The 15,133-nt window shown below is 60.5% G+C and carries 9 protein-coding genes and 1 pseudogene; 9 read left to right on the top strand and 1 reads right to left on the bottom strand.

The genetic code is table 11. From position 1 onward, the window contains the following. Nucleotide 1: 1 nt before the first annotated feature. The 4 genes from galE to RBH71_RS05730 are packed head-to-tail and all read left to right on the top strand — an operon-like array spanning nt 2 to nt 4,407. Nucleotides 2-985 (top strand): UDP-glucose 4-epimerase GalE, encoded by a 984-nt coding sequence (galE, locus tag RBH71_RS05745; protein ID WP_003510883.1) that lies wholly within the window; start codon nt 2-4, stop codon nt 983-985. Beyond that, nucleotides 982-2,910, top strand: coding sequence for a glycosyltransferase family 2 protein (locus tag RBH71_RS05740; RefSeq protein WP_038494067.1), 1,929 nt, complete (start codon nt 982-984; stop codon nt 2,908-2,910). Before galE ends, RBH71_RS05740 begins: the two co-directional genes overlap by 4 nt. Before the next feature lie 15 nt (nt 2,911-2,925). Continuing rightward, nucleotides 2,926-3,429: a DUF995 domain-containing protein gene (locus RBH71_RS05735; protein WP_323687201.1), complete on the top strand. Its 504-nt coding sequence runs from the start codon at nt 2,926-2,928 to the stop codon at nt 3,427-3,429. A gap of 12 nt (nt 3,430-3,441) precedes the next feature. After that, a complete protein-coding gene (locus tag RBH71_RS05730) occupies nt 3,442-4,407 on the top strand; it encodes a glycoside hydrolase family 26 protein (RefSeq protein WP_003510877.1) in 966 nt (321 codons plus the stop codon). A 48-nt stretch (nt 4,408-4,455) separates the two neighbouring features. Here the strand turns inward: RBH71_RS05730 and RBH71_RS05725 are convergent, their stop codons facing one another. Continuing rightward, the gene (locus tag RBH71_RS05725; RefSeq protein WP_111802594.1) at nt 4,456-5,640 is read right to left on the bottom strand and encodes an AGE family epimerase/isomerase; all 1,185 of its coding nucleotides are present in this window, start codon (nt 5,638-5,640) and stop codon (nt 4,456-4,458) included. 433 nt (nt 5,641-6,073) lie between these two features. Here RBH71_RS05725 and bcsN point away from each other — a divergent pair, with 433 nt between their 5' ends. From bcsN to RBH71_RS05700, 5 genes and pseudogenes are all read left to right on the top strand, one after another. After that, entirely contained in the window at nt 6,074-6,976 is a 903-nt protein-coding gene (bcsN, locus tag RBH71_RS05720; RefSeq protein ID WP_013761568.1) for a cellulose biosynthesis protein BcsN, read from the top strand. 82 nt (nt 6,977-7,058) lie between these two features. After that, entirely contained in the window at nt 7,059-9,248 is a 2,190-nt protein-coding gene (bcsA, locus tag RBH71_RS05715) for a UDP-forming cellulose synthase catalytic subunit (RefSeq protein WP_038494060.1), read from the top strand. After that, nucleotides 9,245-11,732, top strand: a pseudogene (locus tag RBH71_RS05710) (cellulose biosynthesis cyclic di-GMP-binding regulatory protein BcsB). Before bcsA ends, RBH71_RS05710 begins: the two are co-directional and overlap by 4 nt. Then, nucleotides 11,729-12,784: a glycosyl hydrolase family 8 gene (locus RBH71_RS05705; protein WP_003510860.1), complete on the top strand. Its 1,056-nt coding sequence runs from the start codon at nt 11,729-11,731 to the stop codon at nt 12,782-12,784. Before RBH71_RS05710 ends, RBH71_RS05705 begins: the two are co-directional and overlap by 4 nt. Next, complete coding sequence (locus RBH71_RS05700; RefSeq protein WP_013761565.1) at nt 12,781-15,123, top strand: cellulose synthesis protein; 2,343 nt, start codon at nt 12,781-12,783, stop codon at nt 15,121-15,123. Before RBH71_RS05705 ends, RBH71_RS05700 begins: the two co-directional genes overlap by 4 nt. Nucleotides 15,124-15,133 lie beyond the last annotated feature (10 nt).

Here is a 15,133-nt window from a genome sequence, read left to right as displayed (position 1 = left end):
GATGTCCCGTACAATCCTCGTCACGGGCGGGGCCGGATTCATAGGCAGCCACATCTGCAAGGCGCTGGCGCATTCCGGCTTCAAGCCCATTGCTTACGATAATCTCTCGACGGGTCACGCGGATTCAGTTCGCTGGGGTCCCTTCATTGAAGGCGACATTCTGGATCGTGGTCTCTTGAAGGCCACGCTCAAGGAGTTCTCGCCAGCCTTCGTCATCCATTGCGCCGCAAATGCCTATGTCGGCGAATCCGTCGAGGATCCGCGCAAATATTACCGCAACAATGTCGGGGGCAGTCTGGCGCTTCTGGATGCCTGTCTCGACCAGAATATCGGCGGTCTGGTATTTTCCTCCAGCTGCGCCACCTATGGCGTGCCACCGCAATTACCGATCCGCGAGGAAACGGCTCAGATGCCGGTCAATCCGTACGGTCGTACGAAGCTGATTTTCGAAATGGCGCTCGATGATTACGCTGCCGCCTATGGCATGCGTTTCGTCGCTCTGCGCTACTTCAATGCGGCGGGTGCCGACCCGGATGGCGAACTTTACGAACGCCACGAGCCGGAAACCCATCTGATCCCCCGGGCACTGATGGCTGCCGCCTCGCGGCTGCCGCAACTTGATGTATTCGGCCAGGATTACGACACCAGCGACGGCACCTGTATCCGCGACTACATCCATGTCAGCGATCTGGCTGATGCCCATGTGGCCGCCGTCAACTATCTTGCCGATGGCGGCGAGACCCTGCGTGTCAATCTCGGCTCCGGCCACGGCACATCGGTCGGGGATATCATCCGCGCGATCCATCGCGTCACGGGACAGGAAGTGCCGGTGCATTTCGGCGCAAGGCGCGCTGGTGATCCGCCCGCCCTGTTCGCTGATATAGAAAGAGCGAGGGCGACCCTCGGCTTTGCGCCGAAGCGCTCCGATATAGACACCATCATCCGCACGGCTGGTCCCGGCTTCGGGCTGGAGGTGCTGTCATGAAAGCTCGCTCTACCCCTTCCGTACCATCATCGCGTCCCGTCGCGGGCCAATTGCCAATGCTGCCCGTCTTCACCGGCTGGAACCGCATGGCCTATCGTCTCGGCATTGGCGGTTGGCTGGTGACGCTTGCCTATTTCTGGATCTGGTGGCTGGACCGGGATCGGGTCATCGACTGGCCGTATTTTACGATCGTTACGGTAACACTCGCGTGGATCACGCTTCTGCCGTCCTATTTCATCTTCATCTTCCTGAACGCCAGGGTCGTTGACCGGCGCTCTCCTCTGCCGCAAGGCAGGGTGGCGATGGTTGTAACCAAGGCGCCGTCGGAGCCTTTTACCGTAGTACAAAAGACGCTGCAGGCCATGCTGGAGCAGAAGGGCCTGGAATTCGACGTGTGGCTTGCGGATGAGGACCCGGATGCGCAAACGTTGAAATGGTGCGGCGCGCACGGTGTTTTCGTTTCGACGCGGAAGGGTGTCGTCGATTATCACCGCAAGACATGGCCTCGCCGCACCCGTTGCAAGGAAGGCAATCTCGCTTATTTCTACGATCATTACGGGTATGAGCGTTATGATTTCGTCGCGCAATTCGACGCCGATCACGTTCCGGAACCGGACTATCTGAGTGAAATCATCCGTCCTTTCGCCGATCCGGCGGTTGGATATGTCTCCGCACCAAGCATCTGCGATGCCAATGCAAAGGAAAGCTGGGCTGCGCGTGGCAGGCTTTATGCCGAGGCAAGCCTGCACGGCGCCCTGCAGCTGGGTTACAACAACAGCTGGGCGCCGCTTTGTATCGGCTCGCATTATGCCGTGCGCACCAAAGCCCTGCGTGAGGTGGGCGGTCTGGGACCCGAGCTTGCCGAGGACCATTCCACCACGCTTTTGATGAACGCGGGCGGCTGGCGCGGCGTCCACGCTGTCAACGCAATAGCGCATGGCGACGGGCCGGTGACTTTTACCGATCTCGTGGTGCAGGAATTCCAGTGGTCACGCAGTCTGATGACCATCCTCTTGCAATATTCGCGGCATTACGTGCCGAAGCTTCCCTTGCGGTTGAAATTCCAGTTCCTGTTTTCACAGCTCTGGTATCCCCTGTTTTCCGGCTTCATGGCACTGATGTTCGTGCTTCCCGCTTTTGCACTGTTGAGCGGCCAGGTACTCGTCAATGCCTCCTATCCAGTGTTTCTGGCGCATTTCCTGCCGATTTCATTCATCATGATCGTGTTCGCCTTTTTCTGGCGGGCCACGGGGGCCTTTCGCCCGCATGATGCGAAACTCTTCGGGTGGGAAGCCATCGTGTTTCTGTTCCTGCGCTGGCCCTGGTCGTTGATGGGTGTGCTTGCGGCGATACGCGATACGATCCGTGGTGATTTCGTCGACTTTCGCATTACACCCAAGGGCACGCAGGCAAAACCGCCGCTGCCGCTGCGCGTAATCGCGCCTTACATGGTTCTGGCGGCACTAAGCCTTCTCGCAATGGTGCTGGCGCCGCGTGAAAACGCTGCGGAAGGTTTCTTCGTCTTCGCCGCGATCAATGTGGCGATCTACGCGGGCCTTTCGGTTTTTCTTCTCGTCCGACACACCATGGAAAACGGCTTGCCACGGCTGCCGGCATTGCGCGGTGGGGCGACGGTTGCCGCCTGTTCGTTGCTGCTTGTGGCAGGTAGTGCCGCGGAACTCAGCTCCCATGCGATTGGTGGGCTGGAGGCCCTGTCGCACGGGCAACCCTATGTCAGCTTCACCGAAACGCGGTTCACCGTGGCCGGTGCTGGCGTGGAGGGAGCGAGATCGGTGCGTCTGAAACTGCGCATCGTACTGCCGGGATTGCCCGGAATTCGAAACATGCAGGCGGAGCCCACGGTGCCGCCGCCGGTCATGACAACCGGAGAAATCATGCTGGCCGACAATAGGGTCGGACAATAGAAGGAGGAGGCTGTGATGAGAACAACAATAAGCAAATGCGGGTTCTCCGCTTTCGTACTCTGCCTTGCGGTGATCGCGCCAAGTGCCGTCCACGCCGCGGGCGGCACGAAGACGCCGAAACCGCTCCGGACCAGCGAAGTCGTAGATATGTATTACGACAAGACCTGGAAATGGGAGACTGGTGGCGGACGCTTCATCGCCGATGGCCGCAAGTTCATCGCCCTGACTGAAGAGAAAGGCAAGAAGGCCGTCGGTGAAGGCCGCTGGACTGTCGATGCCAAAGGTACGCTGTGCATGCGCGCTACCTGGAAAACCGATGCCGGAAACGGCAAGGCCGACACGTGTTTCGACCACGGTCGCATCGGTCAGGTGCTTTACCAGCGCAAGCAGGGCGGCCCCTGGTACGTCTTCCGGCATAATCCGCCACGGCCCGGAGATGAATTCCTGAAACTTGTCCACAAGGACGACGTCACCCCGCAAATCGCCGCCTATGGCAAGGCGATGACTGCGACGAGGTAGGAGGAAAGTGTCATGCAAATAACAAGAAGAAGACTGCTCTTTGCAAGCGGGGCTGCTGTTGCTGCTTCAGCCAGCATGTACCCCATATTCAAACTGGATGCCCAGGGGGTCGCGCCCATGGGCTCCACGGGCATGAAGACGCTTGCCGACAAACGTCCGACATTGCACGCGGATGGTATACGCTTCGGCGCCTACGATCCGCACGGCGATTTCACCGGCCAGACCGGGGTGGCGACGGAACATCTGTTCCTGCCCTGGGAGGACGTGGATCTCGACAGCCTCGCGCTCGCAGATGCCTACGCTCTGGAGCGCAAGCGTAACGTGCTGATCACGGTCGAACCCTGGTCATGGGACGTCAACTGGCGGCTCACCTCCGACGAGTTGCGCCGCAAGGTGATGGGAGGCGATTACGACAAGAACATGCAGGCGATCGCCGCACGCATGTCCGCAATGAAGAGCCCGCTGATCCTGCGTTGGGGACAGGAAATGGAAGACACATCCGGCCGCTTCTCGTGGTCGGGCTGGAACCCGCAGGACTATATCACGGCCTACAAACGCATGGTGGACATGACCCGCAAGGCGGTCCCCGGCGTCAAGGTGATGTGGTCGCCGAAAGGTCTCGACGGTCTGCGCGCTTACTATCCTGGTGACAATTACGCGGACCTGGTCGGTCTCTCGGTCTTCGGTCTCGAGGACTATGACAAGATCGAATATGGCGGGCCGCAGAAGTTCACCGATCTCCTGCGCAAGGGCTATGGGCTTGTCGAAACCTTCAATAAACCGGTCTGGGTTGCTGAACTGGGTTATGAAGGCGGCGATTCCTACGTCCGTCCATGGATGAACGACGTGACGCTGAAACAGGCGGATTTTCCAAAGCTGGAAGAGGTGGTCTATTTCAACGACAAGGACGTGCATCCATGGCCGCACAATCTCGGCAAGCCCGACTGGCGCGTTGTGCGCCCGGCGCGGCTTAACTGAGGCTGGAGCGGGTAGAGCGGACGCCCGGCCCGCTCGCCCGCCCGGACTCTAATGGCTGGAGGCGAGTACGGCCTCAGCCTCATAGATGGCGCAGACGATGTGGTAGAAAGTGCTGGCCGGTGCCGGTTCGTCCAACATCGGCTTGTCGGCCGGCCATTTGTCGAACCAAAGCCCTTTGACCGGTGTGTCGAGGAAAGGCTGCAGCGCGCCGATGGCTCTCAGGCCCGAGGCAAGATAACGCTGTCTTTCTTCACCAATGGTCACGCTGGCAAGGCGCAAGGCTGCCTTCAGCCATTCCGTCTGCGGCCAGAGCCGTGCCAGCCCGTCATGTACCGAAAAATCATCGTACAAGCTCATGATCGCGACCTTGCGGCGTGGGCAGATGCCATGCGCTTCGCCGATCTCGAACATGCGCTTGGCCTTGGCGATTGCCTCGCCATTGTTGCGCAGGCTGCCCCAGCGCACCAGAAGCCAGGCCCATTCGAACTGGTGACCGGGCTCCATGATGCGGCCCTTCTCGCCTTCAAACGGCATCCAGTCATGGCCGAAGAATTCGCGTAGCCCGCCATTGCTGCCATCGATGAAGCGGGTGAGTGCAAGGCCGGCGATCTCGTCGGCCAGCGCGGTCCATGGACCTTCGGGGTCCTGCACTTCCCAGGCAAGCATCGCCTCGAAAAGATGCATATGCGGATTGGAGCACAGCGGCGTGCGCGGCGGGTTCGCTTCCTCAAAGCCGGCGACGGGGTGTTTGTAGTCGCGATTGAGGACGGCGAGGATCTCGAGCGCCCGGGCACGCATCTCGTCCTTGCGGTCGGGAAGGGCTGCGGCCGTCTGTGCTGCGGCGAAAAGCGCGAAAGCCTGATTGTAGAGATCGAAGGACGGATCGATCAGCTTGCCGGTCTGGTCGGCGAGGTTGCCGTAAAGGCCGTTATCGAGGCGATAGACCTTTTCGAACCAGCTCAGCCCATGCAGCAACGCATCCTTCCACGGACCCGGCCAGCCGTTCTGGCCGGCGGCAGCGAAACAATAGGCCTGACGAGGTTGCACGCGGGCGCGGCGGTCATCAGAAAAAACCGGTTTCGCATCCTGGCCGAGGCGCTCGTAAAAACCGCCGTCCGGACGGGCGGAGCCAACCTCCCACCACAGCGGCAGTGCGTCCTCTTCAAGCCATTTCCGTAAGGTCCCGATCTCTTCGGCAAGCGCCTGCGAGATACTCGGAAATTGCACAGTCATGCGTCAACTCTCTGTTTTTACAGTTGAATGAAAAAAGTGATCAATAAAAATACGTCATTATAGACGCAAGTAGACCATGGGACATATTGCGCTGCAACCGTAAAAATATCGACCTCACGCCGAGCGAACCCGCACCAGCGCGATTTGGTTCCGTCGTCTCGTCCGGCAAAGAAGGGATCCGAAACGATTCGGAGGCCACAAAGCATCAGAAATTACAATATAAATTTGATATTGCTTATTCGCCTGCCTCCCGTATTTCGTAACAATGGTCTGGTCATTAGTGATTCGGTCTCCTTTTAACCTGTTAGGGCTTGGGGAAATAAAGGGGCACGGGGCAGTGAAATTTTCTGCCTTTACTTCATTGCTATTCTCTATTGCAGTTCTTTCGGGCTGCAATACTCCCTCGGGCGTCAGGTCGTTCGGGGGCGCAAAGATGTTGTCTGCGTCCGAAGCGCTGGTTTTCCCACCGCCCGGCGGTCCGGAAATCGTCACCGTGGTCAACCGCACCTATTCCAATGCCGTGGCGCAGCAGGTCGTATTGCGCGCCGAAGCCGCTACGCCCGGACAGAACTACATCAAGGCCGAGTTCTTCGGTCCGCAGCAAGCCGGCGACACTGATCGCGATGCTTTGACTTTCTCCGGCTTTAAGGCATCCTCCGTCGCGCGGGAGATCCGCTCGGAGTTTCCGGGTGAGAACATCGTCATGTCGGCGAATTATCTGCAGAACGGTTACGGCGCCTTTTCTTATGCGGCCGGCAAGGGCCGAGGCAGCGATACCTGCCTTTATGGCTGGCAGGACATCCGCTCGCCCGAAAGCATGCGGCAGGATTTCCGCAACCTGGGGCGTATCAAGGTGCGACTGCGCCTCTGCCAGTCGGGGGCAAGCGTCGAGCAGCTTCTGACGGTCATGTATAATTACACGATCACCGGCACCTATGCCTCGCAAAGCTGGAACCCCTATGGCACGCCGCAGGCGGTGGATCAGAACCTTGGGCGGCCGGGCCATCCGGTCTATCCCATGAAGACCAATGAGGTGCCGATGCGGCCCGGCAGTGAAGTTACTGCGAGCATACCATTGCAACCCGTGCGCCGTGCTGCCGTACCCGTCACGCCTGTTCAGCCAACGGCGCAGCCGCTACCGCCGGTGGCGGCAGTCAGTATTCCGTCACCCGCATCCGTTGGCGCGCCCGCCCAGCCCGCGAGGCCTGCTGCTGTAGTCGGCAGGCGCGCGGCCAGCGTGCAGGTGGAGAGCCAGCAGCCGACGCAGGTTCCGCAGGTGGCCATTCCGTCGCCCACATGTCTGTCCGGTTCGGCAGCGCCTCCGGGATGCAGGTGATGGCTGGAGCAACAGCAGAAGAGGGCATTGCAAAAGATCCCGGTAAAAATTCCGGGCGGGGAAGAGAGCGGAAAGTTTCGGGATGAACAAGGCCATCACAATCATTGTCTGGTTTCTTGTGTCGCTTTGCGTTCTGGCCATCGTCACGATGCCGGTCAGCCTGCAGACGCACCTGGTCGCCACGGCGATCTCGCTCGTCCTTCTCGCTACAATAAAGAGTTTCAACGGGCAGGGAGCCTGGCGGCTCGTGGCGCTTGGGTTCGGCACGGCCATCGTGCTTCGTTATGTCTATTGGCGCACCACGAGCACGCTGCCGCCCGTCAACCAGCTCGAAAACTTCATTCCCGGCTTTCTGCTTTATCTCGCGGAAATGTACAGCGTCGTGATGCTGGGTCTCAGCCTCGTCATCGTGTCGATGCCGCTGCCTTCCCGCAAGACCCGGCCTGGCTCACCCGATTACCGGCCGACGGTCGATGTTTTCGTGCCGAGTTACAACGAGGACGCGGAGCTTCTCGCCAATACGCTGGCGGCTGCGAAGAACATGGATTACCCGGCCGACAAGTTCACCGTCTGGCTGTTGGACGACGGCGGCTCGGTGCAGAAGCGCAATGCCAGCAATATCGTCGAGGCACAGGCGGCACAGCGCCGCCATGAGGAGTTGAAGAAGCTTTGCGAGGACCTCGACGTGCGTTATCTGACGCGCGAGCGCAACGTCCACGCCAAGGCCGGAAATCTCAATAACGGCCTCGCCCATTCCACCGGCGAACTGGTGACGGTGTTTGACGCCGACCATGCGCCGGCGCGCGATTTCCTTCTGGAAACGGTGGGCTATTTCGAGGAAGATCCCCGGCTGTTCCTGGTGCAGACGCCGCACTTCTTCGTCAATCCCGATCCGATCGAGCGCAATCTGCGCACCTTCGAGACGATGCCGAGCGAAAACGAGATGTTTTACGGCATCATCCAGCGCGGTCTCGACAAGTGGAACGGCGCGTTCTTCTGTGGTTCCGCCGCCGTGCTGCGGCGCGAGGCACTGCTGGATACGGAAGGGTTCAGCGGCGTCAGCATCACCGAGGACTGCGAAACGGCGCTCGCGCTGCATTCGCGCGGCTGGAACAGCGTCTATGTCGATAAGCCCCTGATCGCCGGGCTGCAACCGGCCACCTTCGCAAGCTTCATCGGCCAGCGTAGCCGCTGGGCGCAGGGCATGATGCAGATCCTGATCTTTCGCCAGCCTCTGTTCCGCCGTGGTCTCTCCTTCACGCAGCGTCTTTGCTACATGTCGTCGACGCTGTTCTGGCTTTTCCCGTTCCCGCGCACGATCTTCCTGTTTGCGCCGTTGTTCTACCTGTTCTTCGATCTTCAGATTTTCGTGGCTTCCGGCGGCGAGTTTTTGGCTTATACGGCCGCGTATATGCTCGTGAACCTGATGATGCAGAACTATCTCTATGGCAGCTTCCGCTGGCCGTGGATTTCTGAACTCTACGAATATGTGCAGACGGTCCACCTTCTGCCAGCAGTCGTGTCGGTGATCTTCAATCCGGGCAAGCCGACCTTCAAGGTGACGGCGAAGGACGAATCCATCGCCGAGGCGCGGCTTTCGGAAATCAGCCGCCCGTTCTTCGTCATTTTCGCACTTTTGCTGGTTGCGATGGCCTTTGCCATCTGGCGCATCTACGCCGAGCCATACAAGGCGGACGTCACACTCGTCGTCGGCGGCTGGAACCTGCTCAACCTTATCTTCGCGGGCTGTGCGCTTGGCGTCGTCTCCGAGCGCGGCGAAAAATCGGCGTCGCGGCGCATCACCGTCAAGCGGCGCTGCGAGGTCAAGCTTGAGGGTAGTGACGCATGGGTGCCGGCCTCCATTGACAACGTGTCGGTGCATGGCCTGCTGATCAATCTTTTCGACAGCACCACCGCTATCGAAAAGAACACGACAGCGATCATTAGGGTGAAGCCTCATAGCGAGGGCGTGCCGGAAACCATGGCCATCAATGTGGTCCGCACGGTCCGGAGCGACGGTTTCATTTCCATAGGCTGCACATTCTCGCCGCAGCGCGCCATCGATCACCGCCTGATCGCCGACCTGATCTTCGCCAATTCCGAGCAATGGAGCGAGTTCCAGCGCGTGCGCCGCAAGAACCCCGGCCTCATCAGAGGCACGGCGATCTTTCTGGCGATATCGCTGTTCCAGACGCAGCGCGGCCTGTTCTATCTGGCCAAGGCGCTCCGGCCCGCCTCCAAAACCGTCAAACCTGCCGGAGTTGTAAAATGAACGGCGGTAAAACGATCAGGAGTTCACTGACAGCGCTGATGTTGGGTGTCGTCGCAACCGGTGCGATGGCGCAGTCCTCACCCTTCGACATGTCGCCGGAGAAGCCTGCACAGACAGCTCCGGCACCCGTTCCGCCGCCGACACTTCCCCCAGCTGTACCGCGCCAGCCGCAGCCAGCCCAGCAATCGACCCAGCCTGCAGTGGGCCAGCCTCCTGTGGTAATGCAGCCCGCACCTGCGCCGCAACCGCCGCTGCGGCCGCTGACGCCACCCGTATCCATGCCGCCGCAGGGTCAGGCGAGACCCGCACCCGTTCAGGCATCGTCACCCGCGGCGGATAGCCGTCGCCGGTATATCTTGCCGTACGAAAAGCTCAGCCTTTCCGGCGAAATGGATCGGCGGCAGTGGAGCATTTATCTGACGCCCGAGCAGGTGAATGCCGCCGTTTCGCTGAATATTGGTTATCAGAACGCCATCGTGGTCGCGCCGGAAGACTCGAATTTCCAGGTCAGCCTCAACAATGTTCCGCTGGAGACGGCGCGCATTGAGGCGCCCGACGGTGAGGGCAATGTTTCCTTGAAAATTCCACCCGGTGTCCTGCAGGTGGGCGCGAATGTCGTGACGCTTGGCGTGCAGCAACGCCACAGAACCGATTGCACGATCCAGTCCACTTATGATCTTTGGACCGATGTTAATCCGGCAAATACCTATATCGGCTTTAACGCCGATGTCGCGGGCAACTTCACCAATATCGACGATATCCAGGCAACCGGTCCGGACGCCAAGGCGGCGACGTCGATCGAGATCGTTGCACCTGCACTCGGCAATCCGGCATTTGCAGATCTCGCTGCTGCGCCTTTCGCAGGCTCTGGCACTCCGAACCCAGATGCCGAACCAGACGATCCGTTTCGTGGCAGCACCCTCCGCCGAACGCAAGGCGGGAACGCTGGTGGTTTTTGTCGGCACCGCACGCGAGATTGCCGGCTTCACCGGCGCGGTGCCGCCCGAGGCGTCGGCGGGTGCTTTTGCCGGCTTCGATACCACTGCACCGGGTGGCCTCTCGCCACTCTTCGTCAGCGGTCCCACCCCGCAGGCGGTACAGGCGGCGATTGAGACGCTCTTTTCCTCGATCTCGCGCACGCCCGGTGCCCAGAGAACGACCTTTTCCACCCGCAGCTGGCACGCGCCGGATGTGCCGCTCGTCATGTCGGACCGTCGCATCGCGCTTTCCGAGCTTGGGCTTGAGAGCAGCGAATTTGGCGGACGGCGTTTCCGCAACGAATTCTACGTCGGCATGCCCGCCGACTTTTATGCGTCGGCCTATGGCGAGGCGGCCATGCTGCTCGATGCCGCATATTCCTCGCAGGTGCTGCCCGGTAGCCATATAGACATCTACGTCAATGACGAGATCGCCTCGACCGTGCCGATCTCCAACAATGGTGGCGGCATTTTCCGGCATCTGCCCATCAATGTGACGATGCGCCACTTCAAGCCTGGCCCGAACAAGGTCACCATCGAGGCCGTGTTGATGACGGCGCAGGATCAGGTCTGCGCGCCGGGAGCGCCGGCCAGCACGACCCCGCGTTTTGCCCTGTTCGACACATCGGAAATCCATATTCCCGATTACGCGCAGATCGGTCGCAAGCCCGATCTCGCCGCGATGTCCGGTGCCGGGCAGCCCTACAGGTTTGCCGCAAATCCCGTCGCATTGTCGCTTGATCGTTTCGATACCGACACCATGTCGGCGGCGGCGACATTGGTCAGCCGGCTGGCAAGCGCTGCGGGATATCCGATCAATGTCGAGACCGTCGCATCGCCGCTGGTGATCGGGGACCGTGACGCCCTGTTCGTCGGGACGATTTCGCAATTCCCGCAATCGCTGATCAGCCAGTTCAATCTTGTCCCTTCCAGCCAGATATCCTGGAAAATGGGAACGGGCGTTCAGCCGCCTGCGCAGAACAGCGAAACCCTCTTTAATGACTGGCGAGAGCGGGTGGACGGCGGCATCTGGCAAGGCCAGGTTTCCTCCTTTGAGGAGTGGATGAAGCGGAATTTCGATCTGAGTTCCGATACGCTGCGTTTCCTGCCGGCGGCCGAGCAGCCCTATGCGCCGCCCGGCAATGTCTCCTTCATGCTGGTGCAGGGTCTAAGCCCTTCCGGCGAAGGGGTCTGGACGCTGGCTACCGCCCCGACGTCGGCGGAGCTTCGTGACGGCATGTCTTCGATGGTGCGTGAAAACCATTGGCGCGACGTCACCGGGCGGGTCGCAGCTTATGATGCCGGTGCAGAAAAGATCGAAACGGTCGAGGTGGGGCAGCCGTATTTCTATGTCACGCGGGCGTTTTCCCTCTCGAACTGGAGGCTGATCGCTGCTAATTGGCTGTCTTCCAATGTTCTTTCCTATTCGCTGGCATTCATCGGGTTCGTGTCGCTCCTGGGCTTTGCCACCTTCGCGATGCTGCGTATGATGGGGCGACACCGATGAGGCGTGGGATTTTTAGACTTGCCGGCATTTTCTGCGTGTCGCTGATGGCGTTGATCTCAAGCATCTCGATTGCCCGCGCCGCATCTGTCTCGCCTGAGGCCTGGTCGGCTTATAAAAGTGCGTTTCTCGATCCCGGCGGGCGCATCATCGATACCGGTAACGGCAATATCAGCCACAGCGAAGGTCAGGGTTACGGCATGTGGCTTGCCGTTCTTTCAGAGAACATTGCCGACTTCGAGCTGATATGGAGTTTCACCCGCACGGAACTCCTGGTGCGCGACGACGGTCTCTCTGCGTGGAAATGGGATCCGCGCACCAGACCGCATGTGACTGACATCAACAATGCCACGGACGGCGATATTCTGATTGCCTACGCGCTGGCGCTGGCTGCCGGCCAGTGGAACCGGCAGGACTATGCCGAGGCATCGGCGGCCATCGCATCAGCCGTCCTCAAGAAGACTGTCGTTCAGCGCGGCGGGCGAACGCTGCTTTTGCCCGCCGCCAGCGGCTTTGGCGAGGTTGACCGGGGCGACGGCCCGGTGGTCAATCCTTCCTATCTGATTTTCGAAGCATTTCCGGTCCTCAATCTCGTCGCACCATCGCCACTCTGGAAGGCGCTTGCCGACGACGGCGTGGCGCAGATCGGTACGTTTGCTTTCAGCGACAGGAAACTGCCCGCCGACTGGGTGTCGATGAAGACGAAACCGCAACCGGCATCGGCGTTTCCGCCCGAGTTCGGTTACAATGCGGTGCGGATTCCGCTTTATCTTGCAAGGGCGAAAATGGGCTCGCCGGAGCTGCTTGACCGCCTGAAAAACGGCATGACGCTGGAAAGCGGTGCTGCGGGAACTTTCGATCTCAAGAGCGGCGCGGTCAAGGACGTTCTGTCGGATCCCGGTTATCGCATCATTCCGGCGCTCGCAGCCTGCGCCGGCGGCGGCCCGGCTGTGCCTGCCGAACTGAAAGGCTTTCAGCCAACGCTTTATTATCCTTCTACATTGCATCTTCTGGCATTGTCGTTTCTGGCAAGGAATAACGGGGAGTGCCGATGAACAAACCGCTGTCTACCTCGGCTCTCATCCTGCTTCTGATTGCTCTCGCCGCCTTCCACTGGCGCGACACCATTCTCGGACGTGTATCGGACATTCATACTTCGGCGGTTGGCGACAACCGTGCGGCGCAGCGCGTTTCTCCAGCGGCAGCCAATCCGGCCCAGATCAACGCGTTCCTTAAAAATCGCGAGATGGCGCAGCTAACCCAACCCGTGACGCCAGCGGTAACGGTGCCGGCGACTGATCCGCAACCGCCGGTTACGCAGACACAGACGGGTGGACAGATATCGCAGCCCCAAATGGCGCAGGCGCCCGCACCCCGCCAGACCCAGCCGGCGTCATCAGACATGCCCGAGGTCGATCTCAGCGCGCTGCGCTATTTCGCGGCCAAGGGCGATACCCAGCGGCTTCAGGCCGAAATCGCGAGGCTGCGCACGCTCTATCCGAACTGGACACCGCCTGCCGATCCGCTCGCCATTCCCGTTAACGGCGATCCCCGGCTCGATGCCATGTGGCAGCTTTATAGCGACGGCCGTTACGCCGAGGTCAGAAAGGCGATCGCCGACCGCCAGCAGGCGGAACCCGGCTGGCAGCCTCCCGACAATCTGACCGGCATGCTTTCCCTCGCCGAGGCCCGCCAGCGGCTCGTCAACGCTTCCGATCTCAAGCAATATTCGACAGTGGTGGACGCGGCCGCCAGCAATCCCGGCCTGCTGACCTGTAGCGAGGTGGATGTCCTGTGGCGGGTTGCCGATGCGTTTGCCAATACCGACCGTATGGGACGAGCGCGCGACGCCTATCTCTACATTCTCAACAATTGCACGACGCCAAGCGACAGGCTCGCCACGGTGCAGAAGGCGTCCGCGCTTTTGCCGGCGGAGATGATCGGCGATTTGCTTGCCAAGGAAAAGCCCAACGCAGACGGTCAGCTGGAATTCGAACCGGTCAAGAACGATCTCGCCCGCCAGTTCGTGGCCAAGGCAGGGGAGAAGGAGGGAATTTCCGTTCCTTCCGCCTATCTGATGCGGCTTGAAAGGCTTGCCGAGACCGACAAGCTTGCAAGCGATGCCTTGTTGCTCGGCTGGTATAATATCCGCCAGAAGAACATGGCGGAGGCGGAAAAGTGGTTTCGCAAAGCGCGGGAAGAGGAAGACAGCGCGTCTGCTTCGCAGGGGTTGGCGCTGGCGCTGATCGACCGCAACGAGCCACGTGAAGCTGAGGAGGTCATGTATAAGTGGCGCACCGCTTCGGACGACGGGCTTGCGACCTATCTTGCCGCGACAGCCAATCTTCTGGCGCTTGAGCCGCCTGTGGTCCTGCCGCCGGATGTGCTGCAGCGCATCGCCGCTGAAACAATAACCCGGAAGGATGCGGCAACCGCGCAGCAGTTCGGCTGGTATTCGCTTGCTTTCCGGCAGACGCCGCTCGCCTTGCAATGGTTCAGCACAGCACTTGGCTGGAAAGCCGATGACGAACCATCGGCCTATGGCATGGCAGTCAGCTATCACGATCTGCGCAATCTCGCCGGTCTGCGCAGCATACAGCAGCAATGGGCAAGCCGCTCGCAACGCATCGCTGATGTGGGAACGGCACGTATGGTGGACCAGTCCGCGCAGCAGATAGCGCCCGTCACCGCACCGCCTGTCGCCACAGCTTCCCAGACAACGGCACCCGCGCCCTATGCGCCGCAGCCTGAGACAGTGGTGGCTTATAGCCAGCCGTCTGTCCAGCAGCCGGCTCCGGAACCTTCGCGGAAGCAGGCGCGTCTGCCAGCGCAGACGCAGAGGACCGTAAGTGCCTCGTCACGTCCACGCTCCTGCGCGGTCTATCCCGATCCCCAGCGCCTGCCCGCACAGCAGGCGCTTGATCTCGGCTGGTGCCTGATGGAGACCAACCGGCCGGCGGAAGCCCTGAAGGCTTTCGAATCCGCCATTGCCGGCGGCCAGTCGACTGTTAAAAGCGATGCGGCCTATGGCCAGAGCCTTGCCTATCTGCGCATGGGGCTGACTGACCATGCCGCTGTCTCGGCGACGAAATCGCGCATGGACCGCCCGCGCGCGACTGAGTTGCAGGTTTCAATCCTGGCCGACAGGGCGGTTTCCGCCTTCCAGTCGAAACGTTATGCGGAAACGCTTCTCCTGCTTGATCAGCGTGCGCGGCTTGCCGATGAGCGCACCGATCTCATGGTATTGCGCGGTTATTCCTATCTTGCCATGAACCGCTACGCCGATGCTGCGCAGATTTTCGAAAGTCTGACGTCCATTGGCGATAAGGAGGGCATCAGGGGACTGGCAGCGGTCCGTGCCGCCCGGCCGAGCAGAGGGCCCCAGGGCGGCTGATGGCGTTGGG

It is taken from the genome of Rhizobium sp. AN68, from assembly GCF_030758035.1.
Classification (GTDB): Bacteria; Pseudomonadota; Alphaproteobacteria; order Rhizobiales; family Rhizobiaceae; genus Agrobacterium; species Agrobacterium tumefaciens.
Note: the sequence above shows the minus strand (reverse complement) of the source record. Positions and strands in the feature narration are given on the sequence as shown.

What these genes read in the sequence shown, in the direction of transcription:
- galE (WP_003510883.1), top strand. Translation starts at nt 2, where the DNA reads ATGTCCCGTACAATCCTCGTCACGGGCGGGGCCGGATTCATAGGCAGC.
- RBH71_RS05740 (WP_038494067.1), top strand. Translation starts at nt 982, where the DNA reads ATGAAAGCTCGCTCTACCCCTTCCGTACCATCATCGCGTCCCGTCGCG.
- RBH71_RS05735 (WP_323687201.1), top strand. Translation starts at nt 2,926, where the DNA reads ATGAGAACAACAATAAGCAAATGCGGGTTCTCCGCTTTCGTACTCTGC.
- RBH71_RS05730 (WP_003510877.1), top strand. Translation starts at nt 3,442, where the DNA reads ATGCAAATAACAAGAAGAAGACTGCTCTTTGCAAGCGGGGCTGCTGTT.
- RBH71_RS05725 (WP_111802594.1), bottom strand. Translation starts at nt 5,640, where the DNA reads ATGACTGTGCAATTTCCGAGTATCTCGCAGGCGCTTGCCGAAGAGATC.
- bcsN (WP_013761568.1), top strand. Translation starts at nt 6,074, where the DNA reads ATGTTGTCTGCGTCCGAAGCGCTGGTTTTCCCACCGCCCGGCGGTCCG.
- bcsA (WP_038494060.1), top strand. Translation starts at nt 7,059, where the DNA reads ATGAACAAGGCCATCACAATCATTGTCTGGTTTCTTGTGTCGCTTTGC.
- RBH71_RS05705 (WP_003510860.1), top strand. Translation starts at nt 11,729, where the DNA reads ATGAGGCGTGGGATTTTTAGACTTGCCGGCATTTTCTGCGTGTCGCTG.
- RBH71_RS05700 (WP_013761565.1), top strand. Translation starts at nt 12,781, where the DNA reads ATGAACAAACCGCTGTCTACCTCGGCTCTCATCCTGCTTCTGATTGCT.